Source organism: Lentzea albida (assembly GCF_900111005.1).
In the GTDB taxonomy this organism is placed as follows: Bacteria; Actinomycetota; Actinomycetes; order Mycobacteriales; family Pseudonocardiaceae; genus Lentzea; species Lentzea albida.
This window is the reverse complement of record NZ_FOFV01000018.1, coordinates 71,649-95,570: the sequence shown is the minus strand read 5'-3', so window position 1 is coordinate 95,570 and position 23,922 is coordinate 71,649. Positions and strand designations below refer to the sequence as shown.

The window sequence follows — 23,922 nt, the reverse complement described above, 5'->3', positions numbered from 1 at the left end:
GTCCGGGTTCATGGGTTTCATGGCTGGAGTTCTCGCTGTCGCACTGCTGGCGCCCGCACCGACCGCACCGGAGTACGTCGCACTCGGCGACTCCTACGCGTCCGGTGCGGGCGCCGGCTCCTATGTGGAGGGCTCGTGCCGTCGCAGCTCGAACGCCTACCCGGCGTTGCGGGGTGCGGAGTTCCCGTCGTTCGAGTTCATGGCGTGCAGCGGCGCGACCACCCAGTCGCTCAAGCCGCAGATGCGGGCGCTCACGCCGAGCACCACGCTCGTCACGATCACCGTCGGCGGCAACGACCTCGGGTTCACCGACGTCCTGACCACGTGCACGCTCAAAGGTGACGAGGCCTGCTCGAAACGGGTCGCCACGGCGGTCGACTTCCTCCACTCACAACTGCCCGGGCGGCTCGACACCACCTACTCCACGATCAGGGCGGCGGCGCCGAACGCCACGCTCGTCGTGCTCGGTTACCCGCGGCTGTTCACGCCGGACGACGGCTGCCGCACGCTGTCGGCCGTCAAGCGCGCGGCGCTCAACGACGCCGCCGACCAGCTCTCCGGTGAGATCGCGCAGGCGGCCGGACGTGCCGGCGCGCGGTACGTGGATGTCAGGGAAGCGTTTGCGCACCACGGGGTGTGCTCGCCCAAGCCGTGGATCAACGCCCTGGTCCACCCGGCAGAGGACTCCTACCACCCGAACAAGACGGGGCAGGCCGCGTACTTCCAGGCGTTGACTTCCGCCAGTAGGTAAGTTCAGACTTACCGTTCGTGGAGACTTACCAAACGGCGTTCGCGGCGCTCGGCGACCCGACCCGCCGCGAGATCTTCACGCTGCTCGTGGCCGGGCCGCGGGCGGTGGGGGAGATCGCAGCCGAGCTGCCCGTGTCGCGACCGGCCGTGTCCCAGCACCTCAAGGTGCTCAAGGAGGCGCGGCTGGTCCGCGTCGAGGCCGAGGGGACCCGGCGGCGGTACTCGGTCGACCACGTGGGGGTGGCCGCGTTGCGCGACTACCTCGACGAAGCCTGGGGTCAGGCGCTCGCGAACTTCGCTGCGGCGGTGGAGGAGTCATGATTGAGGTACGGCGGTCCGTGCTGGTCAACGCCTCGGCGGACCACGCGTTCAAGGTGTTCACCGAGAAGTTCGTGACGTGGTGGCCGCCGGCGCACCACATCGGCGAGGCGGACCTGCGCGACGTCGTCGTCGAACCGCGCCCGGGCGGCCGCTGGTACGAGGTCGGCGTGGACGGCACCGAGTGCGACTGGGGTTCGGTCACGGCGTGGGAGCCGCCGTCGCGGCTGCTGCTGGCCTGGCACCTCGACGGTGACTGGGATTACGACCCGGACCCGGCGAGGGCCTCCGAAGTCGAGATCACCTTCACCGCCGAGGGGACCGGCACCCGCGTTGAGCTGGTGCATCGCGGTTTCGAACGGCACTTCGTCAAGCCGGACCGGCTCCGCGAGGGCGTCAGCGGCGACGGCGGCTGGGGCGGAATCCTGCTCGGCTTCCAGCGTGCCTTCGTGTGATCATGCGCCGGTGAATGTGGCAGGGAGTTCTTTGCGGGAGGTCACGGCCACCCGGTACGTCACCCCGTTCCGCGAGGGCGGGTCGATGCCGGGACTGGTCGAGGCCGACGACCTGGGCATGTACGTGGTGAAGTTCCGCGGTGCCGGGCAGGGCGTGAAGGTGCTGGTCGCCGAGGTCGTCGTCGGCGAGCTCGCGCGCAGGCTGGGCTTCCGCATACCGGAGATCGTCCTGGTGCACCTCGACCCCGAGCTGGCGCGCGCCGAACCCGACCAGGAGGTCCAGGAGCTGCTGCGGGCCAGCGGCGGCCTCAACCTCGGGCTCGACTACCTGCCCGGCTCGTTCGACTTCAACCCGGTCGTGCGCGATCCCGGCACCGGGCTCGCCACGAAGCTGTTGTGGTTCGACGCGCTGGTCCTGAACGTGGACCGCAGCTGGCGCAACCCGAACATGCTGCTGTGGCACCGCGAACCGTGGCTCATCGACCACGGTGCCTCGCTGTACTTCCACTACTCGTGGAGCGAGGAACGCCCGGCCACCAAGGACTACCGCTACGACGCCTCGGACCACGCGATGCTGCCCAACGCGGCCTCGGTGTCCGAAGTGGACGCGGAGATGGCGGCACTGGTCACGCCGGAGGTGCTCGACGAGGTGCTCGCGCTCGTCCCCGACGAGTGGCTGGAAGGCGATCCGGCGGAACTCCGTCAGCGCTACAAGGACTTCTTCACCTACCGCTTGCAGAACCGCGGCTGGGTCGACTCGCTGGAGGCCGCGCGTGCCGCACGTGTTTGAGTACGCGCTGCTGCGGGCCGTTCCGCGGCAGGAGCGCGGTGAGTTCATGAACGTCGGCGTCCTCGTCTACTGCGCGCCGCTGGACTTCCTGTGCGCCAAGACCCATGTGGACGGTGACCGGCTGCGGGTGCTGGACCCGCACCTCGACGTGGAGGTGCTCGAGAGCAGCCTCGAGCACCTCGTGAACTCGTGCGACGGCGCGGCCGCGGCAGGCCCGGTCAGCCGGACGACGATCGGGCAGCGGTTCCGCTGGCTGACCGCGCCCCGCAGCACGATCGTGCAGACGTCCCCGGCCCACACGGGCTGGACCGACGACCCGTCCGCCGAGGTCACCAGACTTTTCGAGGCGTTGGTGCTGCCACCCCGGTAGGTTTCCTCGCAACCTAAGGGGACGAACGGCGTCCCTAGTTGCAAAGCGGAACTGAAGCGATCGGGGTTGGCGACACATGAGCGCTGGGTATCACCACGGCTACCAGCAGCCGCGGCGTCCCATGCCGCCGCAGCGGCCGATGAGGAAGAAGAGGCGTCCGGGACGCGTCATCCTGGTGCTGCTGCTCGTCCTGGTTCTGGGTGCCGTCGGGTTCGGGTTCTACGTCGACTCGACGCTCACGCGGATCAACGCGCTGCCGGACTACGAGGGCCGTCCCGCCGAGACGCCGGGCACCACCTGGCTGCTCGTCGGATCGGACGCGCGGGAAGGCCTGACGCAGGAGCAGAAGGACGCGCTCGCCACCGGTGACGCCGCCGGGAGGCGGACCGACACCATCATGATGTTGCACCTGCCGGACAACAGCGCGGCCAAGCCGGTGCTGCTGTCGATCCCGCGCGACTCCTACGTCTCCATCCCGGAGAACGGGCGCAACAAGGTCAACGCGGCGTACGCGTTCGGTGGTCCGCAGATGCTCGTGCAGACCGTCGAGGGTGCGACCGGCGTGCGGATCGACCACTACATGGAGATCGGCTTCGGCGGGTTCTCCGACATGGTCGACGCGGTCGGCGGTGTCGACATCTGCCTCGACGAGCCGATCAAGGATCCGCTGGCCGGCATCGACCTGGCCGCGGGCTGCCAGGAGCTCGACGGGCCGCAGGCGCTCGGGTTCGTGCGGACCCGCGCGTTCGCGACGGCCGACCTGCAGCGCGTGCAGAACCAGCGCAAGTTCCTGTCGGCGCTCTTCGAGAAGGTGAAGAGCCCGGCGACGCTCGCGAACCCGTTCCGCGTCATCCCGCTGATGAACGCGGCGTCCGGAGCGGTGTCGGTCAACGAGGACGACCACGTGTGGCACCTGGCGAGCGTCGCGCTGAACATGAGCGACGCGACGAGCGGAACGGTGCCGGTCGGATCCACGCCGACGGTGCCCGGTGCGGGCTCGGTCGTGCAGTGGGACAGGGAGAAGGCGTCCACGCTGTTCGACCTGATCAGCAAGGACCAGCCGGTGCCCGCCGAGCTGATCGCCCCTCCGAAGTAGCGCTTACGACTTGACGGGCTCGGGAGTGGGCTCCGAGTCGGTCAGACCGGCCTCCTGCGCGATGCCTTCGAGCTCGCGCAGGAGATCGTCGTAAATGGGTGTGGCGGACATGGGTGTTTCCCCCTCGTAAAGATCTTCCCCCGTTCAGGTGACGGGAGCTTACGCCTCTGTACCCAGTCTTCTGGCACATATGCCCTCTTCTTGCTAAATGGTGGCTAAAGCCACCTGTTGACCAGGCGTTATGTGGGTGAGCCACATGTCACGTCCGCTCCGGGACGCCTACCGTTCTGGGCATGTCGAGTGTCACGGGTCACACCGCGCTGGTCACCGGAGCCGCGAGCGGCATAGGCCTGGCCTGCGCTCGCGCGCTGGCCGATGAGGGCGCCGAGGTCCATCTGGTCGATCTCGACCCCAAGGTCCACTCGCTCGCCGAGGAGCTCGGCGGCGTCGGTCACGTCCTCGACCTGACCGGTCCGGTCGACTCGCTCCCCACCGGGATCGACGTCCTCGTCAACAACGCCGGCGTGCAGCACGTCGCGCCCATCCACGAGTTCCCGGTCGAGCGCTTCTCGCTGATGCTCGACCTGATGGTGGGGGCCGCGTTCCGCCTCACCCGGCACGTCCTGCCGCACATGTACGAGCGCGGCTGGGGCCGGCTGGTGCACATCACCAGCGTGCACGGCATCCGCGCGTCCGCGTTCAAGTCCGCCTACACCGCCGCGAAGCACGGCCTGGAGGGGTTCTCCAAGGTCGCCGCGCTGGAAGGCGCGCCGCACGGCGTCACGTCGAACTGCGTGGCGCCCGGTTACGTGCGCACCCCGTTGGTGGAGAAGCAGATCGCGGACCAGGCGAAGGTGCACGGGATCCCCGAGGCGGAGGTCCCGGAGCGCATCTTCCTCCAGCGCAGCGCAGTCAAACGGATGATGGAGCCTTCCGAGGTGGCCTCCGCGGTGCTGTGGTTGTGCGACAACAGTTTTGTCACCGGTACGTCGTTGGCCGTCGATGGCGGCTGGTCAGCTCAATGAGGAGTTGTCGATGATCAAAAAAGTGGTAGGCGCTTCGCTCATCGGAACAACTGTCGAGTGGTACGACTTCTTCCTCTACGGCTCGGCAGCCGCCCTGGTGTTCAACAAGCTGTTCTTCCCGACGGCGGACCCGCTGACGGGCACGTTGCTCGCCTTCACGACGTACGCGATCGGCTTCCTCGCCCGGCCGCTCGGCGGTGTGGTCTTCGGCCACTACGGAGACCGCTTGGGGCGCAAGAAGTTGCTGGTGCTGTCGTTGCTGCTGATGGGTGGCGCGACGATGCTCATGGGCGTGCTGCCGACGTACGCGTCGGTGGGCGTCGCGGCGCCACTGCTGCTGACGTTCCTGCGCCTGGTGCAGGGCTTCGCGCTCGGCGGCGAGTGGGGCGGCGCGGTGCTGATCGTCTCCGAGCACGGTGACGCGAAACGGCGCGGGTACTGGGCCTCGTGGCCGCAGGCCGGTGTGCCGTGCGGGAACCTGCTCGCGACGGCGGTGCTGGCCGTGCTCGCCGCGGTGCAGTCGGAGGCGGACTTCCTCGCGTGGGGCTGGCGCATCCCGTTCCTGCTGTCCGGTGTGCTCGTGGTGATCGGTCTCTGGATCCGGCTGACGGTGTCCGAGTCGCCGGTCTTCCTGGCGGCGCAGGAGAAGCGCGCGAAGGAGCCCGTGCAGGAGAAGGCACCCGTCCTCGAACTGCTGAAGCACAACTGGCGCGAGGTGCTGATCGCGATGGGCGCGCGGTTCGCCGAGAACGTGTCGTACTACGTGATCACCGCGTTCATCCTGGTGTACCTGACGACCGGGCTCGGGCTGTCGAAGTCGGTGGGGCTCAACGCCGTGCTGATCGCCTCGGCGGTGCACCTCGTCACGATCCCGGTCTGGGGCCACCTCTCGGACAGGTTCGGGAGGCGGGCGATCTACCTGATCGGCGCGGTCGGCATCGGCGTGTGGATCTTCGTGTTCTTCCCGATGCTGGACACGAAGGACCCGGTGCTGATCACCGTCGCGGCGACGGTCGGCCTCGTCCTGCACGGCGCGATGTACGGGCCGCAGGCGGCGTTCTTCTCGGAGCTGTTCGGCACGCGGGTGCGGTACTCCGGGGCGTCGGTCGGCTACCAGCTGGCGTCGATCGCGGCGGGCGCGCTGGCCCCGTTGATCGCGACGGCCCTGCTGAAGGCCTACGGGACGTCGTTCCCCATCTCGATCTACGTCGTGATCACCTGCGTGATCACGGTCATCGCGATCCTGCTCGCCAAGGAGACCCGTGGTGCGGATCTGGAGGATCGTGACAGGGTTGGGGTGTGACACGACGGCGTGAGGCCGAACTGGCGGCGTTGTTCGAGACCGCGTCCGAGCTCGCGGGCATGCGCGAGCTGGACGCGGTCCTCCGCTCGATCGTGCGCAGAGCGCGGACGCTGCTCGGGACGGACGTCTCGTACCTGTCGATGAACGACCCGGCCGGCACCTACATGAGGGTGACGGACGGGTCGTTCTCGCCGTTGTTCCAGAAGGTCCGGCTGGGACTCGGCGAGGGCCTCGGCGGACTGGTCGCGCAGACCGCCCGGCCGTACGCGACCCCCGACTACTTCGCGGACGCCCGCTTCAACCACACGCGGCCGATCGACTCGGCGGTGCGGGACGAGGGCCTGGCGGCGATCCTGGGCGTGCCGCTGAAGCTCGACTCGAAGGTCATCGGTGTGCTGTACGCGGCCGACCGGACCTCGCGGGATTTCCCGCCCGAGGAGGTCGCGCTGCTGCAGTCGCTGGCCGACCACGCGGCGATCGCGATCGACACGGCGTCGTTGTTCGCGACGATCCAGTCGCACAACGAGGCCATGAAACGGGCCGAGGAGGCGCACGACCGGCTCACGGACCTGGTGCTGCGCGGCGGTTCCTCGGCCGAGGTCGCCGCCGCGGTGGGGGAGCTGCTCGGTGGTCCGGTCGAGGTGCTGGAGACCGTGCCCTCGCTGGCCGTGCGGGCCAACGGGCGTGCCGTGCTGCTCGGCGACGTGTGGGTGTGCGCGGTGCTGGCCGGGTCGGAGCTGCTGGGTGGGATCGCGTTGTCCGGGCGTCCCGACCTGACCGACGCGGACCGGCGCGTGTTCGAGCGGTCGGCGGCGGTGACGGCGTTGCTGTTGCTGCTGCGCCGGACCGTGGCCGAGGCGGAGAACAAGGTCCGCGGCGAGCTGATCACCGACATCCTGGACGGGCGGGACGCGGCCGGGCTGCTGGCGCGGGCGCGCCGGGTGGGCGTGGAGCTGTCGGACCCGCACGTGGTGCTGGTGGCGGACGGGAACCTCTCCGGGGCGACGCACTACGCGTCCGTCCACAGGGGACTGGCCGGGTCGCGCGGCCGGGACGTCGTGCTGGCGTTGCCCTCGGCGTCCACCCAGGTCGCGCGGGAGGTGGCCAAGGCACTGGACGCCACGGTCGGCGCGTGCGGTCCGGTCGAGGGACCGGCGGCGATCGCCGAGGCCTACGAGGAGGCGCGGCGGTGCCTGAAGGCGTTGCGGCAGCTGGGCCGGGAGAAGGACGCCGCGACGATGGCCGACCTCGGGTTCGTCGGCGTGCTGCTGGGAGACCGGGCGAACGTGTCCGGGTACGTGCGGTCGGTGCTCGGGCCGGTGCTCGACTACGACGCCGAGCGCGGCACGGAACTGGTGCACACGCTGGAGGTCTACTTCCGCTGCGGCGCGAACCTCAGCCGTGCCAAGGCGGAGCTGCACCTCCACGTCAACACGGTCACGCAACGACTCGACCGGGTCACGTCGCTGCTGGGCGACTGGCAGTCGCCCGACCGCGTGCTGGAGGTGCAGCTCGCCCTGCGCCTACTGCGGTTGCAGGGGCCGTGACTGTCCGACGGGCACCGCGTCCCCGGCCGCCGCGTCGGAGTTGCCGAACGGCTTGGCGACCACCATGTACACCAGGCCGATACCGACTACCAGGACACCGCTCAGGATGACGATGTAGTTGTCGTACCAGGGCGCGTCCGGAGTGCGCGGCCACACCATGTTCACCATCGCCGCGACGCCGTACGCGAGCGCCAGCACGTTGACGACCAGTCCCCACCGGCCGAGCGTGAACTCACCCGACGGCGTCCAGCCCTTGAGCCGCGCCCGCAGCGCCGCGAACACGACCATCTGGAAGCCCAGGTAGATGCCGAGCGTCGCGAACGACACGATCTTGTCCAGCGCGTTCGTGGACAACATCGACGCGACCACGATGACCGCCGGGATCACACCGGCGAGTGCGAGCGCGTACGGCGGGATGTGGCGCTTCTTGTTGAACGTCGCGAGAGCCTTGTGCCCGAACAGCATCTTGTCGCGAGCGTAGGAGTACGTCAGCCGGGAGGCCGCCGCCTGCAACGACATCGTGCAGGACAGGAACGAGATCAGCACGACACCGATCACGATCTTGTAGCCGACCGGGCCGAACGCGTTGGTGAGGATGTTCGTGACCGGGTCGGCGTCCTCGCCGGAGATGACCTTGCCGAAGTCCGGCACCGCCAGCAGCAGCGACAGGCACGCGAACGTGGCCGCCGCGCCGCCGATGTAGATGGTGCGGCGCATGGCCTTCGGGATGACGCGGCCGGGGTCCTTGACCTCTTCCGCGGTGTCCCCGCACGCCTCGAAGCCGTAGTACTGGTAGAGGCCGATGATGCCCGCCGCGAAGAACGCCGGAAGGTAGCTGCCCGAGCCCTCCGCGCCGAAGCTGTCGAACAGCACGCCCAGCCCGTGCACGCGGTTGTCGACCAGCAGCCAGATGCCGACCACCAGCGCTCCGACGATCTCGGCGGCGAACCCGAAGATCGCGGCCCAGGACAGGACCTTCGTTCCCGCGTAGTTGATCAGCGTCGAGACCGCGATGATCGCGACCGCGCACAGCACCGTGTTGCCGACGTTGGCTGTGTAGCCGAGAAGAGTGGCCAGATAAGGGCCCGCGCCGTAGCTGACGGACGCGATGGTGACCAGCAACGCGATCATGTAGACCCAGCCGGTCATCCACGCCCACCGCGTGCCCCACAGGCGGCGCGCCCAGGGGTACACGCCGCCCGCGACCGGGTACTGCGCCACGAGCTCGCCGAAGACGAGCGCGACCAGGAACTGGCCGACGCCCGCGACGACGAAGCTCCAGATCATCGGCGGGCCGCCCAGGGCGAGGGCGACGCCGAACAGCGTGTAGGTGCTGACGACGGGGGAGAGGTACGTGAAGCCGAGCGAGAAGTTCGCCCAGGGACTCATGTCCCGCTTGAACTCCGACGTGTACCCGAGGTCCTTGAGCCGATCCTCGGCGGTGGCCGTCATCAGGACCCCTTGATCAGGTCGGCGGCGCGTTCTCCGATCATGAGCACCGTGACCATCGGGTTCACGGTGGGCATGGTGGGGAACACGGACGCGTCGACGACCCGGAGGCCCTCGAGCCCGATGACCTTCAGGTCACCGTCCACAACAGACCCGATGGCGCACGTGCCGGCCGGGTGGTAGACGGTGTGGGCCGCGCGCCGGCCGTACTCCGACAGGGCCTCGTCGCTCGTGACGTCCGGGCCCGGCGCGATCTCCCGCTTGAGCCACGACTTCAGCGGCTCCTCCTCGGCGATCTTGCGGGCGATCCGGAAGCCGTCGACGAGGGTCTGCTCGTCGTAACCGTCCGGGTTCGTGAAGTACCCGAAGTCGAGCGCGGGCTTCTCGGCCGGGTCGCTGGACTTCAGCCACAGCCTGCCCTTGCTGTGCGGGCGCGGGATGTTCGGCGTCATGCAGACCCCGTGCTCCACCGCCGGGTAGCCGAGGCGTTCGGTGTTGGTGGTGAAGGGGATCTGGTAGAAGTGGAACATCAGGTCCGGCCTCGGGTCGGAGGAGTCCCGCCGGATGAAGAGACCGGCGTCGGAGTCCATCACCGAGTTCTCCGGCAACGGCTTCGTGGTCTCCCAGATGATCACCGACTCCGGGTGGTCGAGCAGGTTCTCGCCGACACCGGGCAGGTCGTGCTTCGGCACGATGCCGATGCTGTTGAGGTGCTCCGCGTCGCCGACGCCCGAGAGCATCAGCAGCCGGGGCGTGTCGATCGCGCCCGCGCAGAGCAGAACCTCCTTGTTGGCCTCGACATACCCCTTGTCGGTGTGCACGCCGATCGCGCGGTCGCCGTCGAACTCGATCTTCCCGGCCCACGTGTTGAGCAGCAGGGTCAGGTTCCTGCGCTCCAGGATCGGGTGCACGTAGGCGGTGCTGGCGCTGGAACGCTGGTTGTTCTTCTCCGGGTGGTAGGCGATGGAGAAGAAACCCACGCCGTCCTCGAACGGAGCGGCGTTGAAGTTCTCGACCTCGGGGACGTCGACGGCCTTGCGCGCGGCGGCGACGAAGTCCTTGGCGATCGGGTTCCTGTCCTTCTCCACCACCGGGATGATGTTGAGCTGGACCTTGTCGAAGTACGGCCCGACCGCGTCCCACGTCCAGCCGTGACCCCAGTCGTCGAGGTCCTGCGGCAGCGGCTGGAAGCAGATCAGCGTGTTGTGGCTGGAACACCCGCCGAGCACCTTCGCGCGGCTGTGCCGGATGTGCGAGTTGCCGCGCGGCTGCTCGACCGTCGGGTAGTCGTAGTCGTACTCGGTCTCGAGCAGGTTGATCCAGTTGCGCAGGTTCAGGATCTTCTCGTCACCGACGTCGGACGGCCCGCCCTCGATGACCGCGACCGTGGTCGAGGGGTCCTCGGTCAACCGCGCGGCGAGGACGCAGCCCGCGGTGCCGCCGCCGACGATGACGTAGTCGTACGCGGTCACTGGGAGTCCTTTCGCGCGAACCAGTTCTGGGCTTGTGGCTTGAGGTTCTGGTACACGTGCTTGGGCTCGGTGTACTCCAGCAGACCGGCGGTGCCGAGCTCGCGGCCGACACCGGAGCGCTTGAACCCGCCCCACTCCGCCTGCGGCAGGTACGGGCCGAACTCGTTGACCCAGACCGTGCCGTGGCGCAGTTTCTTCGCCACCCGCTGCGCCTTCTCGAGGTCCTGGCTCCAGACACCGCCCGCGAGGCCGTACTCGGTGTCGTTGCCGAGCCTGATCGCCTCGTCCTCGGTCTCGAAGCGCTCGGCGGTGATGATCGGTCCGAACGTCTCGTCCTGCACCAGCTTCATGTCCCTGGTGCAGTCCGCGTAGACGGTGGGGCGGAAGAAGAAACCGTTCTGCAGCTCGGGTTCGTCGGGCCGCCTGCCGCCGGCCTTGAGGGTCGCGCCCTCCTGCTTCGCGATCTCGACGTAACTCTCGACCTTCGCGCGGTGCTCCGCGCTCACCAAGGGACCCGACTCGGTGTCTTCGTCGAAACCGTTGCCCAGCTTGATGAGATCGGCCCGCCGCGCGACCTCGCCCACGAAGTCGTCGTAGACGCTGCTGTGCACGATGAGACGCGTGCCGGACGAGCAGACCTGGCCCGCGTGGAAGAACGCGGCGGTGAGCGCGTAGTCGACGGCCACGTCGAGGTCGGCGTCCGCGAAGACGATGTTCGGGTTCTTGCCGCCGAGTTCGAGGGCGACCTTCTTCACGGTCTTCGCGGCCGACGCCATGATCCGCTGACCGGTCGCGAGGCTGCCGGTGAACGAGACCAGGTCGACGTCGGGGTGCTCGGACAGCGGCGCGCCGACCTCGGCGCCGGTGCCGAGGACGAGGTTCGCGACCCCGTCCGGGACCCCGGCCTCCTGCAACAGCTCGAACAGCTTGATCGTCGTGAGCGGCGTGATCTCACTGGGCTTGGCGACCAGCGTGTTGCCCGCGAGCAGGGCCGGCGCGATCTTCCAGGAGATCTGCAGCAGCGGGTAGTTCCAGGGGGCGATCAGGCCGCAGACGCCGACGGGTTCGTAGTCGATGCGGCTGATGACGTCTTCCGGCACCCCTGGGACGACCTTGGGGTGCAGCAGCCCGGCGAGGTTGCCGTAGTAGCGGAACACGGCGGCGACGTCGTCCACGTCGATGCGGCTCTCGACCAGCGTCTTGCCGGTGTCGAGCGTCTCGGTGCGGGCGATGTCCTCCTTGTCGCGCTCCAGCAGGTCCGCGACGCGGTGCAGCACGGCGGCGCGGTGTTCGGGACCGGCGTGCGGCCAGTCACCGTGGTCGAAGGCGTTCCTGGCCTTCCCGATCGCGGCGATCGCCTGGTCGCGGGTTTGGTCCTCGACCTCGGTGAGAACACTCTGGTCATAGGGGTTGATGATCTGCCGCACCGGCGACACTGGGCCTCCCTGTTCGTCTGTCCACGAAGGACATCGGGGTGTAGCCGGTCGCCGGTGGCGGTAAACCGTGACGACCGTCTCCTACTTCAGGTTCCTGCGGAGCCTGGTGAATAGTCGTGCGTTGCTCATGGCGATGATGCCGACGACGTCCTCCGGGTTCTCGTCGTCTCGATAGGTCGCCACGAACTTCCTGTCCTCGATGGACCCATCTTCGACGCGAACGTCACGCGTCGCTCGCCCGATGAACTGGATTCGCACGCCGTACTGGTCCGACCAGACGTAACCGCCGTTGGTGTGCGTGGCGACGGTCTCGCCCGCGAGCAGGTTGCGGGTGGCGACCTGTGCCTGTTCGGTCGCGCTCGTCCAGTGCTCGGCGCGGTGTCCCGCGCAGTTCGCGACGTCGCCCACCGCGACGACGTTCTTCACGTTCGTGACGCCGCCCGCGTCGCACAGCACGCCGTTGTCGAGGCGGACCGGTCCGCCGGCGAGCCAGTCCGTCGCCGGACGCGTGCCGATGCCCGCGACGACGACGTCAGCGTTGACTTGACGACCGTCCGCGAGGTTGATTCCGCCGTCAACGTTGACTGAATCAACGTTGATTCCGGTAATCAACGTTGATCCGTGGTCACCGTGCAGATGTCCACATGCAGCACCCATCTCGGCGCCGAGAACACGCGTGAGAGGCGTGGGAAGCGCCTCGACGACGGTGACGTCCTTGCCGAGAGCGCGCGCACTGGAGGCGATCTCGGCGCCGATGAACCCGGCGCCGATGACACCGACGTGCTGCGCGGTGCCGAACGCCTCGCGCAACTTGACCGCGTCGTCCAGCGTGCGCAGGACGTGCGTGCCGGGGATCGTGCGCGGCAGGCCACCGGTAGCGATGACGATGCCGTCGGCCTCGATGGTCGAGTCGTCGCTGAGCGAGACCTCGCCGGTGGAGAGCAGACCTGTGGCCCGCACCCCGAGGCGCCACTCGGCGTCGAGCGCGTCGAGGTCCTCCTGGTCGGCGAGCGGCACCGCCTCGACCTTGCCGAGCAGGAAGTCCTTCGAGAGAGGAGGCCTGTCATAGGGGAGATGGACCTCGTCGCCGACCACGACGAGCCGTCCGTCGAACCCCTGCTGGCGCAGTGCCTGCGCCGACCTCAGACCGGCCAGTGATGCGCCGATGATCGCGATCGTCCTCACGCCACGTCCTCGTTCACTTCGACATCGACATAGACCTCTCCATCTTTAACAAAAACCGGGTAGGTCCTCACCGATCGTTTGGCGGGCAGACAGGTCGGCTCGCCGGTGCGAAGGTCGAAGCTCGCGGCGTGCAGCGGGCACTCGACGAAGCAGCCCTCCAGCCAGCCCTCGCTGAGCGAGGCGTCCTGGTGGGTGCAGGTGTCGTCGATGGCGTAAAGGGCGCCGTCGGCGTTGAAGACCGCTATCGGCGCGTGAGGACCGACGACGCGCACCGCCTCCCCTGGGGGCAGGTCCACGAGAGCGCAGGCGCGGATCATCGTCGGCCTCCGTTGCGTAACACGGCACACGTTCCGAATGACGCAACACAATGTGAGGCCCGGACGACCCGCCGTCAAGAGTCCGACAGCCTGTTTTGCCTGTCGATTACTGTTGCGCGATGAGCAACTCCGACTCGGCAGCTCAGGTGCAGTCCGTCGACAGGGCCATCAGCGTGCTCGAACTCCTCGCCCAGGGCGAGGCGGGCATCACCGAGATCGCCGGTGAGCTGGGCGTGCACAAGTCCACGGTGTCCAGACTCGTCTCCGTCCTGGAGTCGCGCGGCCTGGTGGAGCAGCTCGGCGAGAGGGGCAAGTACGCCATCGGCTTCGGGGTCGTCCGCCTCGCCGGCGCCGCCACCGGCCGCATGGACCTCACGAAGCTCGGCCAGCCCGTCTGCCAGACCCTCGCGGACTCGTTCGGCGAGACCGTGAACATCGCCGTGCACGACGCCGGCGTCGCCATCAACATCACCCAGGCCCGCGGCTCGGCGGCCGTCTCCGCCGTGAACTGGATCGGCCAGCGCACACCCCTGCACGCCACGTCGTCCGGCAAGGTCCTGCTCGCGTACCTGCCGCAGGACGAGCGCGCGCGACTCGTCTCGATGCCGCTCGACGCCTACACCGAGAACACGGTCGTGGAGTCCGCACGACTGCTGTCGGAGCTGGAGGAGGTCGCGTCGAAGGGGTACGCGGCGTGCTTCGAGGAGCTCGAACTCGGGTTGCACGCGGTGGCCGTGCCGGTGCGCGGGCACCGCGGTGAGGTCGTGGCGGCGATGAGCGCGTCCGGGCCGTCGTACCGGCTGTCCCGGGAGCGGGTGCGGGAGATCGTGCCGGCGATGTCGTCGGCGGCCGCGGACCTCTCGGCGCAGCTCGGCTACTTCGCGGGCTGATCCCAGATCGCGACCCAGCCCCAGTCGGCGAGGTCCGCCCAGGACGTGCGGAGGTGTTCGGCGAGCGTGCCGCCGAACGCCACCGACGACTCGTGCGAGGCGTACGCGATCCAGTCGAGCGTGTCGTCGGTCCAGATCCCCTCCGCCCCGGTGTAGCTCGGCGCGAACTCGTCGAGGTCGAGCAGGCAGCTCGGATCGCCGTGCTCCCGGATCTCGACCACCCGGCGCAGCCCCGTGGCCGCCAGGGCCTCGTGCACCCGCTCGAACCCGCCCGCGTCCCACATCGCGTCGGCGCTGACCACCAGCACGTCCTCCGGCACGGTCTCGGCGATCAACGGGTGCCACAGTGTCTGGTCCCTCGCGAACCCCCACCGCCGCTCGAGCCGCCAGCGCCAGTCCTGCACCTCCTCGTCGCCGAAGACGCGCCGGTAGGGCAGCGGTTCGACGACGAGGTCCTCCGCCGTCACCCAGCTCCTGATCCCCCTGCGGAACAGCTCGCGTTCGGCGGCCGTCGCCTCGGCCTCGACCGCGCCGAGATCGGTGGTGAGGACCGATCGCGCCGACGACGCGGCGGTGGCGAGAGCGGTGGCGAGCCTGTCGACGGGCGGCAGGTCGTCGGGGTCGAGGCGCTCGACCTCCAGCAGCATCGCGGCCACCACGTCGTACCTGGGGAAGATCCGCTTGGCCTCGTCGGTGTAGCCGAAGCTCCTGCGCCCGTCGTCCGGCAGCGCGGCGTACTCGGCCCGCAACTTCCCGTCGCGGCTCATCAGGTACCTGCGCGCCATCGTGTGCAGGGTGATCGGCTCCATGCGCGGAACCTACGCGTTCGCCCGGTTTCCCCGCTGATCGCGCGAACGGCGGTATTGACAGCCGGACCCTCTAGCCGGATTTTGTTGCTGATAGCGGAACGAGTTCTGTTACTCGCAACTGCGGCGAAGGGTGTCCTGATGCCTGGTGCAGTGCCTCGCGTGGTGCTCGTGGGGGCGGGGATCGTCGGGTGCGCGCTGGCCGACGAGCTCACCGAACGGGGCTTCACCGACGTCACGGTCCTCGACCAGGCCGCCGGTCTCGCGGTCGGGGGATCCAGCTCGCACGCCCCCGGCCTGGTCTTCCAGACGAACCCGTGCCGCAGCATGACGCAGTTCGCCCGCTACACCGTCGAGAAGTACACGGCGCTCGGCTGCTTCGACCAGGTCGGCGGCCTCGAGATCGCGACCACCCCCGAAAGGCTCGCGGACCTCTCCCGCCGGCACGGCTGGGCCACGTCGTGGGGCGTGCAGAGCCGGTTGGTCGACGCGGACGAGGTCGCGCGCCTGCACCCGTTGCTGGACCGGGAGCAGCTGCTCGGCGGGTTCCTCATTCCGAGTGACGGGCTCGCGAAACCGGTGCTGGCGGCCGAGGTCCAGGCGCGGCGGGCGGCCGAACGCGGCGCGCGGTTCGTGTTCGGGCAGAAGGTCGTCGCGGTCGAGACGAGTGGTGACCGCGTGACCGGGGTGCGGACCGGGACGGACGTGTTCGCGGCCGACGTCGTCGTGTCGTGCGCCGGGATGTGGGGGCCGGTGCTGGGCGAGATGGTCGGGCTGACCGTGCCGCTCGTGCCCATGGCGCACCAGTACGCGTTCAGCGGTGACCTGGACGTTGACGCGGACGCGTTGGCACGCCGGCCGATTCTGCGGCATCAGGAAGCCGACCTGTACTTCCGCTCGCACGGCCAGGCGCTCGGCATCGGCGCGTACGGGCACAAGCCCATGCCGATCGCGGCAAAGGACATCACCGGCTCGGAGCTGCCGTTCACCGAGGAGGACTTCAAGTCGTCCTGGCAGTCGGCGGTCGAGCTGGTCCCGGCGCTCGCGGAGGCCGGGGTCGCGAGCGGGTTCAACGGGCTGTTCTCGTTCACCAGCGACGGGATGCCGTTGCTGGGCGAGCACCCGGGCCTGCGCGGGTTCTGGGTCGCGGAGGCCGTGTGGATCACGCACTCCGCGGGCGTGGCGCGGTCGGTGGCCGAGTGGATCGTCGACGGGCAGCCGGAGCTGGACCTGCACTCGAGCGACCTCAACCGGTTCGAGCAGGTGCAGCTCGCGCCGGACTACGTGCTGGAACGCAGCTGCCAGAACTTCGTCGAGGTCTACGACCTGCTGCACCCGTTGCAGCCCATGGAAAGCCCGCGGCCGCTCCGCACGAGCCCGTTCTACAGCAGGCAGCAGGAGCTCGGCGCGTTCTTCCTGGAGGCGTCCGGCTGGGAGCGGCCGCACTGGTACGAGGCCAACGCCGGGCTGCCCGAGGTCGCCGAGGTCCCGCACCGCGACGAGTGGGCGAGCCGCTACTGGTCGCCCATCTGCGGGGCCGAGGCGCTCGTGACGCGCAAGCGGGTCGCGTTGTTCGACATGACCCCGTTGAAGCGGCTGGAGGTCAGCGGACCGGGCGCGCTGGAGTTCCTGCAGCACATGACGACGAACAACCTCCAGCGCAAGCCGGGAGCGGTCGTCTACACGCTGCTGCTCGACGAGCAGGGCGGGGTGCGCAGCGACCTCACGGTCGCGCGCCTCGACGCCACGACGTTCCAGGTCGGCGCGAACGGCAACCTCGACCTCGACTGGCTCACCCGGCACGCTCCCGCCGACGTGTTCATCAAGGACATCACGGCCGGCACGTGCTGCATCGGCCTGTGGGGTCCTCTCGCCCGCGACCTGATCAACGACCTCCCGCACACCATGGACACGCAGAAGGGGTACTTCACCGCGCAACGGGCGTTCATCAAGAACGTCCCGGTGACCGCGCTGCGACTGTCCTATGTGGGCGAACTCGGCTGGGAGCTCTACACCACCGCGGACCTGGGCGCGAAGCTGTGGGACACGCTGTGGGAGGCCGGACAGCGGCACGGCGTCATCGCGGCCGGGCGCGGCGCGTTCACCAGCCTGCGCCTGGAGAAGGGCTACCGGTCGTGGGGCACGGACATGACCACGGAGCACGACCCGTTCGAGGCGGGCCTGGGGTTCGCGGTGCGGCAGGACAAGGAGTTCCTCGGCAAGGGGTCGCTGCACAACCTCACCTCGACCAAGAAGCTCACCTGCCTGACGATCGACGACCCGCACAGCGTCGTGCTGGGCAGTGAACCCGTGTTCCACCAAGGCGAACCGGTCGGGTACGTGACGAGCGCGGCCTACGGGTACACCACGGGCCTCAACATCGCGTACGCCTGGCTGCCCAGCGAGATCGACGACGAGGTGGAGATCGAGTACTTCGGGCGGAAGGTCACCGCGCGCCCGGCACCGGAGCCGCTCTTCGACCCCGAGATGAAGCGACTCCGCGGATGACCCACGACGTCATCGTGATCGGGCTCGGCGGAATGGGCAGCGCCGCCGCCTACCGGCTCGCCCAGCGCGGTCTGCGCGTGCTGGGGCTCGAGAAGTTCACGCCCGTGCACGCGCGGGGGTCGAGCCACGGCGGATCGCGCATCACTCGGCAGGCCTACTTCGAGGACCCGGCGTACGTGCCGTTGCTGCTCCGGGCGCACGAGATGTGGGACCAGGTCGAGCGGGACAGCGGCGAACGGATCTTCCACCGCGTCGGCGGCATCATCGTCGGCGCGCCGGACTCCGCGGCGATCAGGGGCAGCCGGGCCAGCGCCGAGCAGTGGGGAATCCGGCACGAACTGCTGGACGCGAACGAGATCCGCGCCCGCTTCCCGCGGCTGAACCCCGTGCCGGACGAGATCGCGCTCCACGAGGAGGGCGCGGGGTACGTGGTGCCGGAGAACGCCGTGCGGGCGCATCTCGCGCTCGCCGAGCGGGTAGGCGCCGAACTGCACTTCGAGGAACCGGTGACGCACTGGGAGCCGGGCAGGGTCACGACGTCCCGCGGAACCTACGAGGCCGGGCACGTCGTCGTGTGCCCAGGGCCGTGGGCGCCGGAGTTGCTGGGACACCTGGGAATCCCGTTTGAGATCGAACGTGCCGTCCAGTTCTACTTCACCCCGCGCGAGGACTTCCGCGACCACCCGGTCTACATCTGGGACCGAGCGGACGGCACGCGGTTCTACGGCTTCCCCGAGATCGACGGCGCCGTGAAGGTCGCGTTCCACCACGGCGGTCAGCCCTGCACGCCCGACACCATCGACCGCACGGTGCACGCCCACGAGGTCGAGACGATGGCGAACGCCACCGGGCCACCGATGCCCGGTGTGGCGGGAACGTTCCAGCGCGCCGCGACCTGCCTCTACACCAACACCGCGGACCGGCACTTCGTCATCGCGCGCGAGGGCGGCGTGACCGTGGCGTGCGGCTTCTCGGGGCACGGCTTCAAGTTCGTGCCCGTCGTCGGCGAGATCCTCGCCGACCTCACGATCGACGGGGCCACGCGGCACCCGATCGCCCTGTTCGACCCTGCTCGTCTGAGAGGCGGAGCATGACCGGCAGCCTGATCTCCACCCTTGAGGGCCGCTACTACACCGATCCCGCGATCTTCGCGCAGGAACAGGCGAGCATCTTCGAGAAGATGTGGTTCTGCGCGGTCCGTTCGGGCGACCTCCCCAACGCCGGCGACTTCCGCACGGTGCAGGTCGGGAGGGAGAGCGTGCTCATCGCCCGTGACCGCAAGGGCGCCCTCAACGCGTTCCTGAACGTGTGCCGGCACCGCGGCGCGCGCATCTGCGTCGACGAGGCCGGCAGCGTCAAACGGGCGTTCCAGTGCCCTTACCACGCCTGGACGTACGCGTTGGACGGAAACCTGATCGCCGCACCCAACCTCACCTCGATGCCGGACGTTGATCGCGTTGCGTACGGACTGACGAAGGTGCACTTGCGCGAATGGCTCGGCTACGTGTGGGTGAACCTCGCCGACGAACCTCCGACCTTCGAGGACGACGTGCTGAGCGCCGTCACCGAACGTTTGGGAACGCTCGACGCCCTCGACGGCTACGAGATCGACCAGTTGTCCGTGGGCAAACGGATCGTCTACGACGTCAAGGCCAACTGGAAGCTCATCATCGAGAACTTCATGGAGTGCTACCACTGCGCGACCATCCACCCCGAGCTCACCGAGGTGCTGCCGGAGTTCGCCGACGGCTACGCGGCGCAGTACTACGTCGGGCACGGCGCGGAGTTCGGTGACGAGATCAAGGGCTTCACCGTCGACGGCAGCGAGGGATTCGAGAAGCTCTCCGCCCTGGAAGAGGAACGCGACAGGAAGTACTACGCGATCACGGTCAAACCGCAGGTGTTCATCAACCTCGTACCGGACCACGTGATCATCCACCGCATGTACCCGCTGGCCGCGGACCGGACGGTCGTCGAGTGCGATTGGCTCTACGCCAAGGAAGTCGTGGACACCGGGCGTGACGTCTCTCGCTCGGTCGAGCTGTTCCACCGGGTGAACGAACAGGACTTCGAAGCCTGCGAGCGATGCCAGCCCGCCATGGCGTCCCGCGCCTACGCGCAGGGAGGGGTGCTGGTGCCCTCGGAGCACCACATCGGCGGATTCCACGCGTGGCTGGTCCGCAAACTGGAATCAGCCGACTAGGGGATCGACTCGTCACCCGTGCACGCGAAAGCTGGCACGGGTGATGGAGCAGACCAACTTCTTGCTCCCCCAAGGGGAGCCCGATCTCCTCCGCCGCATCAGGCTGCTGGCCGAGCGGGCGGAACGGACGGCGCACAACAGGTCCAACTTCGTGGGACCGCCGCCGTCGCAGGAGCACCTGGACATACTCGCGGAGATCAGGAAGCTGACCGACGAGATGACCGCGGCGGCGGTGACCGGGAACGCCAGACGGGCCGAGACGCTGCCCCGGCCCGCCAGACCGGCGGACGACCTCGTCGTCCCCGGGAAGATCTGACCGTCAGCGCCGCTGGCCGCGGACCATCTTCACGAGACCCTTCATCGTCTCCTCCAAGCCGGAGCCGAACGGGTTGTCGTGCACGAGGTACGTCCACGTCGAGCTGGGGCGCTTCACCCCGGCATCGGCGAGGTCGTAGCCCTCGTCGGTGATCTTGGCCGCCTCGTACTTCTCCCTGGTGAGCTCCCACGACTCCGGCACGATCTTGTTGAACGCCGGGATGGCCTCGCGGTGGAACTCGTCGAGCGGGTTCTGCCGGGCCAGCGCACGCAGGTGGATGCCCTCGCGCAGGTCCGACAGGAACGTCAGGTGGTGCGTCCACAGGTCGTCGAGGAAGAACAGCGTGATCTTGCGGGCGGCGTCGGCGGCCACCTCGTCGGGAGCGCCCTCCTTCTCGCCGACCTTCTCGAACGCGGCGTTCGTGCGCAGCACGACGTCGCGGTGCTTGAGCAGGATCTCGCGCTGGTGCTCGATCAGCTTGTTGTAACGCCACGTGTTGCGGTGGATCTCCAGGTTCACGCCCTCCGCCACGCGCTGGGCGTGCTCGAAGGTGTGCAGCAGGCCCTTGTCGTGCACCCGTCCGTCGTTGTCCACTTCGGACGGGTCCTCGGCGTCCGGCGCGTACTGGGTGATCAGGTCGTCCTGCATGGACGAGAAGAACACCGAGCCGCCGGGGTCGCCCTGACGGCCCGCGCGGCCGCGCAGCTGGTCGTCCAGGCGTGAGGACGAGTGGCGGCCGGAGCCGATCACGTACAGGCCGCCCAGCTCGGCGATCCGGTCGTGGTCCTCGCCCTCGTGACCACCGAGGCGGATGTCCGTACCGCGACCGGCCATCTGCGTGGAGACCGTGATGCGCCGGTACGAGCCGGCGTCGGCGATGATCGACGCCTCCTCGGCGTCGTTCTTCGCGTTGAGCACCACGCACTCGATGTCCGCGGCGCGCAGCTTCGAGGAGATCCGCTCGGACTCGGCGACGTCGAGCGTGCCGACGAGGATCGGGCGGCCCGTCTCGTGGACCTTCTTGATCTCCTCGACGATCGCGTCTTCCTTCTGCTCCAGCGTCGCGTAGAGGCGGAAGTGCTCGTCCTCGCGGATGTTCTCCTTGTTCGGCGGGATCACGAGCACCTCGAGCTCGTAGAACTCCCGCAGCGTCTCCGCGACGGCGACGGCGGTACCGGTCATGCCGCAGCGCGTCGGGTAGCGCGAGAGCAGCGCCTGCACCGTCATCGAGTCCAGGATCTCGCCCGACTCGGTCGTCTGGACGTTCTCCTTGGCCTCGACCGCGGCCTGCAGGCCGTCCGGCCACCGCTGGAGCTTCGCAACGCGGCCGCGCGTGTCGTTGATCAGGTGCACCTTGCCGTCACGCACGATGTAGTCGACGTCGCGGTGCAGCAGCACCTGCGCGTGCAGCGCCACGTTGACCTTGGACAGCGTGGACGTCACGTGCTCCTGCGAGTACAGGTCGATCTCGCCGAGCGCCCGCTCGACGGCCTCCGACCCCGCACCCGTGAGGAAGACGTTGCGCTCCTCGTCGTCGATCTCGTAGTGCAGTTCCTGCCGCAGCCGCTTGACCAGGTCGGCGATGACGGGGTCGGCCGCCTCCGCGCTGGTCGAGCCGGCGAGCACGAGCGGCACGCGCGCCTCGTCGACGAGCACCGAGTCGGCCTCGTCGATCAGCGCCACCTCGGGCTCGGGCACGATGATGTCGTCGGGGCTCGTGACGATCCGGTCGCGCAGGATGTCGAACCCGATCTCGCTGACCGGCGCGTACGTGACCTCGCGCTGGTAGGCCTCGCGGCGCTCCTCGGCCTTCGACGAGCCGTTGATCCAGCCCACCTCGACCCCGAGCAGCCGGTACAGCGGCCCCATCCACTCCGCGTCGCGCTGGGCCAGGTAGTCGTTGACGCTGACCACGTGGACGCGCTTGCCCTTGATCGCGAACCCGGCCGCGGCCATCGCGCCGGCGAGCGTCTTGCCCTCACCGGTCGCCATCTCGACCACGAGGCCGCTCAGCATGCCCAGGGCGCCCAGCACCTGCACGTCGAACGGCCGCTGCCCGATCGCGCGCTCCGCGGCCTCCCGCGTGAGCGCGACGAGCTCGGTGTCCGTGCTCTCCTCGCGCAGCTTCTTCGCGTGGGCGGTCAGCTCCTCGTCGCTGAACGCCTTGAACGCGTCAGCGTGTTTCTCCACGTCCTTGAGCATTGCCTGGAACGGGGCGAGGTCGACCGAGCCCGGTTTCTGCGCGAACCTGCGCATCCGCTGCTTGAAGCGCGCCATGAGAGTGGTCACGACGCGCCAACGTACGGCATCGGCTCCAGGTTCCGCAGAGGTCTTGACTGTGAAGGCCCGATTTGGTCGTTATGTCGGGCCTTCACAGTCCCTGATCAGGCCCGTTCCGGCTGGTGCGTCTCCGGCAGCTTCAGCACCGACACCAGCGTGCACAAGCCCATGACCAGCAGGAACGCCGACACGGACATCGACGTCCCGGTCGCGCCCAGCAGTGCGGTCATCACGAACGGCGTGCCGCCGCTGACCAGGATCGACGCCAGCTGGTAGGCGAGAGAGGCGCCCGAGTACCGGACGTGCGGCGCGAACAGTTCACCCAGGTACGCGGCGATCGGCCCGTACACGAGAGAGGACGCGACGCCTCCGACCGTGTTCGCGACGAACAGCAACAGCAGCGAGCCCGTGTCCACGAGCAGGAAGTACGGGAACGCCCACACGATCAGGCCGACCGTGCCCGCGATGATCAGCGGCCGCCGTCCCATCCGGTCGCTCAGCGCACCGGCGTAGAGGATCACCGGGACGCTCACGAGAGAGGACAGCAGGCTCACGACCAGCACGGACTCGCGAGAGAGGCCGAGCGTGGTCGTCGCGTAGGACAGCACGCCGGCGATCGACACGTAGAAGATCGCGTTCGAGGCGAACATCAGGCCCGCGCCGAGCAGGATCGGCTTGCGGTGCGTGCGGAGGGCCTCCTTCAGCGGTGCGTGCTTCACGGCCGGAGCGTTCGCACGGCGCTCCTGCAGTTCCTTGAAGACCGGGCTGTCCTCGACCTTCAGCTGGATGAACAGCACCACGGGGAAGAGGAGCGCCGAAGCGAGGAACGGCACGCGCCAGCCCCACGACGCGAAGGCCTCCGGTGAGAGAGACGTCGTGGCACTGATGAAGGCGACGTTGCCCAGCAGCACGCCGATCGGAACGCCGGCCTGGCCGAACGTGCCCGCGAAACCGCGTTTGCGCGGGCCCGCCGACTCGGTCAGCAGCAGGACCACGCCGCCCCACTGCCCGCCGACCGCGATGCCCTGCAGGAAGCGCAGCAGGACCAGCAGCAGGGGAGCACCGACGCCGATGGACGCCGTCGTGGGCAGCAGGCCGATGAGGAACGTGGCCCCGGCCATCAGCGCGAGGCAGATGACGAGGGCCGGTTTGCGGCCGACCCTGTCACCGACGTGCCCGAACACCAGGCCGCCGAGCGGGCGCGCGATGAAGCCCGCCCAGAACGTGCTGAAGGACAGGAGCAGGGCCACGATCGGTGTGGCCTCGGGGAAGAACAGCTTGGGGAACACCAGTGCCGCGGCAGTCGCGTAAATGAAGAAGTCGTACCACTCAAGACTCGAACCGACGAGTCCGGCTGCCATCAGCCGGCGTAAGGTCTTCTGTTCCGCAGGGGCGACGCTGACCAC

At 68.7% G+C, this 23,922-nt stretch carries 22 protein-coding genes; 14 read left to right on the top strand and 8 right to left on the bottom strand.

What is annotated here, in order from left to right; all coding sequences use genetic code 11:
* The first annotated feature begins 19 nt into the window (after positions 1-19).
* The 9 genes from BMY74_RS34675 (at position 20) to BMY74_RS34635 (ending at position 7,654) form a co-directional block, all read left to right on the top strand.
* Positions 20-751, top strand: a complete 732-nt coding sequence (locus BMY74_RS34675; protein WP_089923295.1) for an SGNH/GDSL hydrolase family protein — start codon at positions 20-22, stop codon at positions 749-751.
* 17 nt (positions 752-768) lie between these two features.
* Positions 769-1,071 carry an ArsR/SmtB family transcription factor gene (locus BMY74_RS34670; RefSeq protein ID WP_089923030.1) on the top strand — a complete coding sequence of 101 codons (303 nt, stop codon included), beginning with the start codon at positions 769-771 and terminating at the stop codon, positions 1,069-1,071.
* On the top strand, positions 1,068-1,523 hold the full coding sequence (locus BMY74_RS34665; RefSeq protein WP_089923028.1) for an SRPBCC family protein: 456 nt from the start codon (positions 1,068-1,070) through the stop codon (positions 1,521-1,523). The genes BMY74_RS34670 and BMY74_RS34665 overlap by 4 nt, the downstream gene beginning before the upstream one ends.
* Positions 1,524-1,554: 31 nt before the next feature.
* Positions 1,555-2,313 carry a HipA family kinase gene (locus tag BMY74_RS34660; protein ID WP_245786519.1) on the top strand — a complete coding sequence of 253 codons (759 nt, stop codon included), beginning with the start codon at positions 1,555-1,557 and terminating at the stop codon, positions 2,311-2,313.
* On the top strand, positions 2,297-2,683 hold the full coding sequence (locus tag BMY74_RS34655) for a DUF3037 domain-containing protein (RefSeq protein ID WP_089923025.1): 387 nt from the start codon (positions 2,297-2,299) through the stop codon (positions 2,681-2,683). The genes BMY74_RS34660 and BMY74_RS34655 overlap by 17 nt, the downstream gene beginning before the upstream one ends.
* A 76-nt stretch (positions 2,684-2,759) precedes the next feature.
* Positions 2,760-3,779 (top strand): LCP family protein, encoded by a 1,020-nt coding sequence (locus BMY74_RS34650; protein ID WP_089923023.1) that lies wholly within the window; start codon positions 2,760-2,762, stop codon positions 3,777-3,779.
* 293 nt (positions 3,780-4,072) lie between these two features.
* The gene (locus BMY74_RS34645) at positions 4,073-4,804 is read left to right on the top strand and encodes an SDR family oxidoreductase (protein WP_089923022.1); all 732 of its coding nucleotides are present in this window, start codon (positions 4,073-4,075) and stop codon (positions 4,802-4,804) included.
* A gap of 10 nt (positions 4,805-4,814) precedes the next feature.
* Positions 4,815-6,107 (top strand): MFS transporter, encoded by a 1,293-nt coding sequence (locus tag BMY74_RS34640; RefSeq protein ID WP_089923019.1) that lies wholly within the window; start codon positions 4,815-4,817, stop codon positions 6,105-6,107.
* A complete protein-coding gene (locus tag BMY74_RS34635; protein ID WP_245786518.1) occupies positions 6,104-7,654 on the top strand; it encodes a helix-turn-helix domain-containing protein in 1,551 nt (516 codons plus the stop codon). The genes BMY74_RS34640 and BMY74_RS34635 overlap by 4 nt, the downstream gene beginning before the upstream one ends.
* Here BMY74_RS34635 and BMY74_RS34630 read toward each other — a convergent pair.
* The 5 genes from BMY74_RS34630 to BMY74_RS34610 form a co-directional block, all read right to left on the bottom strand.
* Entirely contained in the window at positions 7,631-9,106 is a 1,476-nt protein-coding gene (locus BMY74_RS34630) for an APC family permease (RefSeq protein WP_089923016.1), read from the bottom strand. The two genes, BMY74_RS34635 and BMY74_RS34630, sit on opposite strands and share 24 nt — an antisense overlap.
* Positions 9,106-10,575, bottom strand: coding sequence for a GMC family oxidoreductase (locus BMY74_RS34625; RefSeq protein WP_245786517.1), 1,470 nt, complete (start codon positions 10,573-10,575; stop codon positions 9,106-9,108). Before BMY74_RS34625 ends, BMY74_RS34630 begins: the two co-directional genes overlap by 1 nt.
* Positions 10,572-12,011 carry an aldehyde dehydrogenase family protein gene (locus BMY74_RS34620; protein ID WP_089923014.1) on the bottom strand — a complete coding sequence of 480 codons (1,440 nt, stop codon included), beginning with the start codon at positions 12,009-12,011 and terminating at the stop codon, positions 10,572-10,574. Before BMY74_RS34620 ends, BMY74_RS34625 begins: the two co-directional genes overlap by 4 nt.
* A gap of 81 nt (positions 12,012-12,092) precedes the next feature.
* A complete protein-coding gene (locus BMY74_RS34615; RefSeq protein WP_089923013.1) occupies positions 12,093-13,196 on the bottom strand; it encodes an NAD(P)/FAD-dependent oxidoreductase in 1,104 nt (367 codons plus the stop codon).
* Positions 13,193-13,513 carry a bifunctional 3-phenylpropionate/cinnamic acid dioxygenase ferredoxin subunit gene (locus BMY74_RS34610; RefSeq protein ID WP_089923010.1) on the bottom strand — a complete coding sequence of 107 codons (321 nt, stop codon included), beginning with the start codon at positions 13,511-13,513 and terminating at the stop codon, positions 13,193-13,195. Before BMY74_RS34610 ends, BMY74_RS34615 begins: the two co-directional genes overlap by 4 nt.
* 119 nt (positions 13,514-13,632) lie before the next feature.
* Here BMY74_RS34610 and BMY74_RS34605 point away from each other — a divergent pair, with 119 nt between their 5' ends.
* Positions 13,633-14,403 (top strand): IclR family transcriptional regulator, encoded by a 771-nt coding sequence (locus BMY74_RS34605; RefSeq protein WP_177230069.1) that lies wholly within the window; start codon positions 13,633-13,635, stop codon positions 14,401-14,403.
* Here the strand turns inward: BMY74_RS34605 and BMY74_RS34600 are convergent.
* Complete coding sequence (locus tag BMY74_RS34600) at positions 14,388-15,212, bottom strand: hypothetical protein (protein ID WP_089923008.1); 825 nt, start codon at positions 15,210-15,212, stop codon at positions 14,388-14,390. The two genes, BMY74_RS34605 and BMY74_RS34600, sit on opposite strands and share 16 nt — an antisense overlap.
* A gap of 138 nt (positions 15,213-15,350) precedes the next feature.
* Between BMY74_RS34600 and BMY74_RS34595 the strand changes: the two genes are divergently transcribed.
* The 4 genes from BMY74_RS34595 to BMY74_RS34580 are packed head-to-tail and all read left to right on the top strand — an operon-like array spanning position 15,351 to position 20,236.
* Entirely contained in the window at positions 15,351-17,717 is a 2,367-nt protein-coding gene (locus BMY74_RS34595) for a GcvT family protein (protein ID WP_089923006.1), read from the top strand.
* Complete coding sequence (gene solA, locus BMY74_RS34590; protein WP_089923004.1) at positions 17,714-18,811, top strand: N-methyl-L-tryptophan oxidase; 1,098 nt, start codon at positions 17,714-17,716, stop codon at positions 18,809-18,811. The genes BMY74_RS34595 and solA overlap by 4 nt, the downstream gene beginning before the upstream one ends.
* Complete coding sequence (locus BMY74_RS34585) at positions 18,808-19,920, top strand: aromatic ring-hydroxylating oxygenase subunit alpha (RefSeq protein WP_089922999.1); 1,113 nt, start codon at positions 18,808-18,810, stop codon at positions 19,918-19,920. The genes solA and BMY74_RS34585 overlap by 4 nt, the downstream gene beginning before the upstream one ends.
* Before the next feature lie 43 nt (positions 19,921-19,963).
* On the top strand, positions 19,964-20,236 hold the full coding sequence (locus BMY74_RS34580; protein WP_245786532.1) for a hypothetical protein: 273 nt from the start codon (positions 19,964-19,966) through the stop codon (positions 20,234-20,236).
* 3 nt (positions 20,237-20,239) lie between these two features.
* Here the strand turns inward: BMY74_RS34580 and secA2 are convergent, their stop codons facing one another.
* Together secA2 and BMY74_RS34570 are read right to left on the bottom strand one after the other, a co-directional pair.
* Entirely contained in the window at positions 20,240-22,525 is a 2,286-nt protein-coding gene (gene secA2 / locus BMY74_RS34575; protein WP_218159840.1) for an accessory Sec system translocase SecA2, read from the bottom strand.
* Between the two features lie 95 nt (positions 22,526-22,620).
* Positions 22,621-23,922, bottom strand: a complete 1,302-nt coding sequence (locus tag BMY74_RS34570; protein WP_245786516.1) for an MFS transporter — start codon at positions 23,920-23,922, stop codon at positions 22,621-22,623.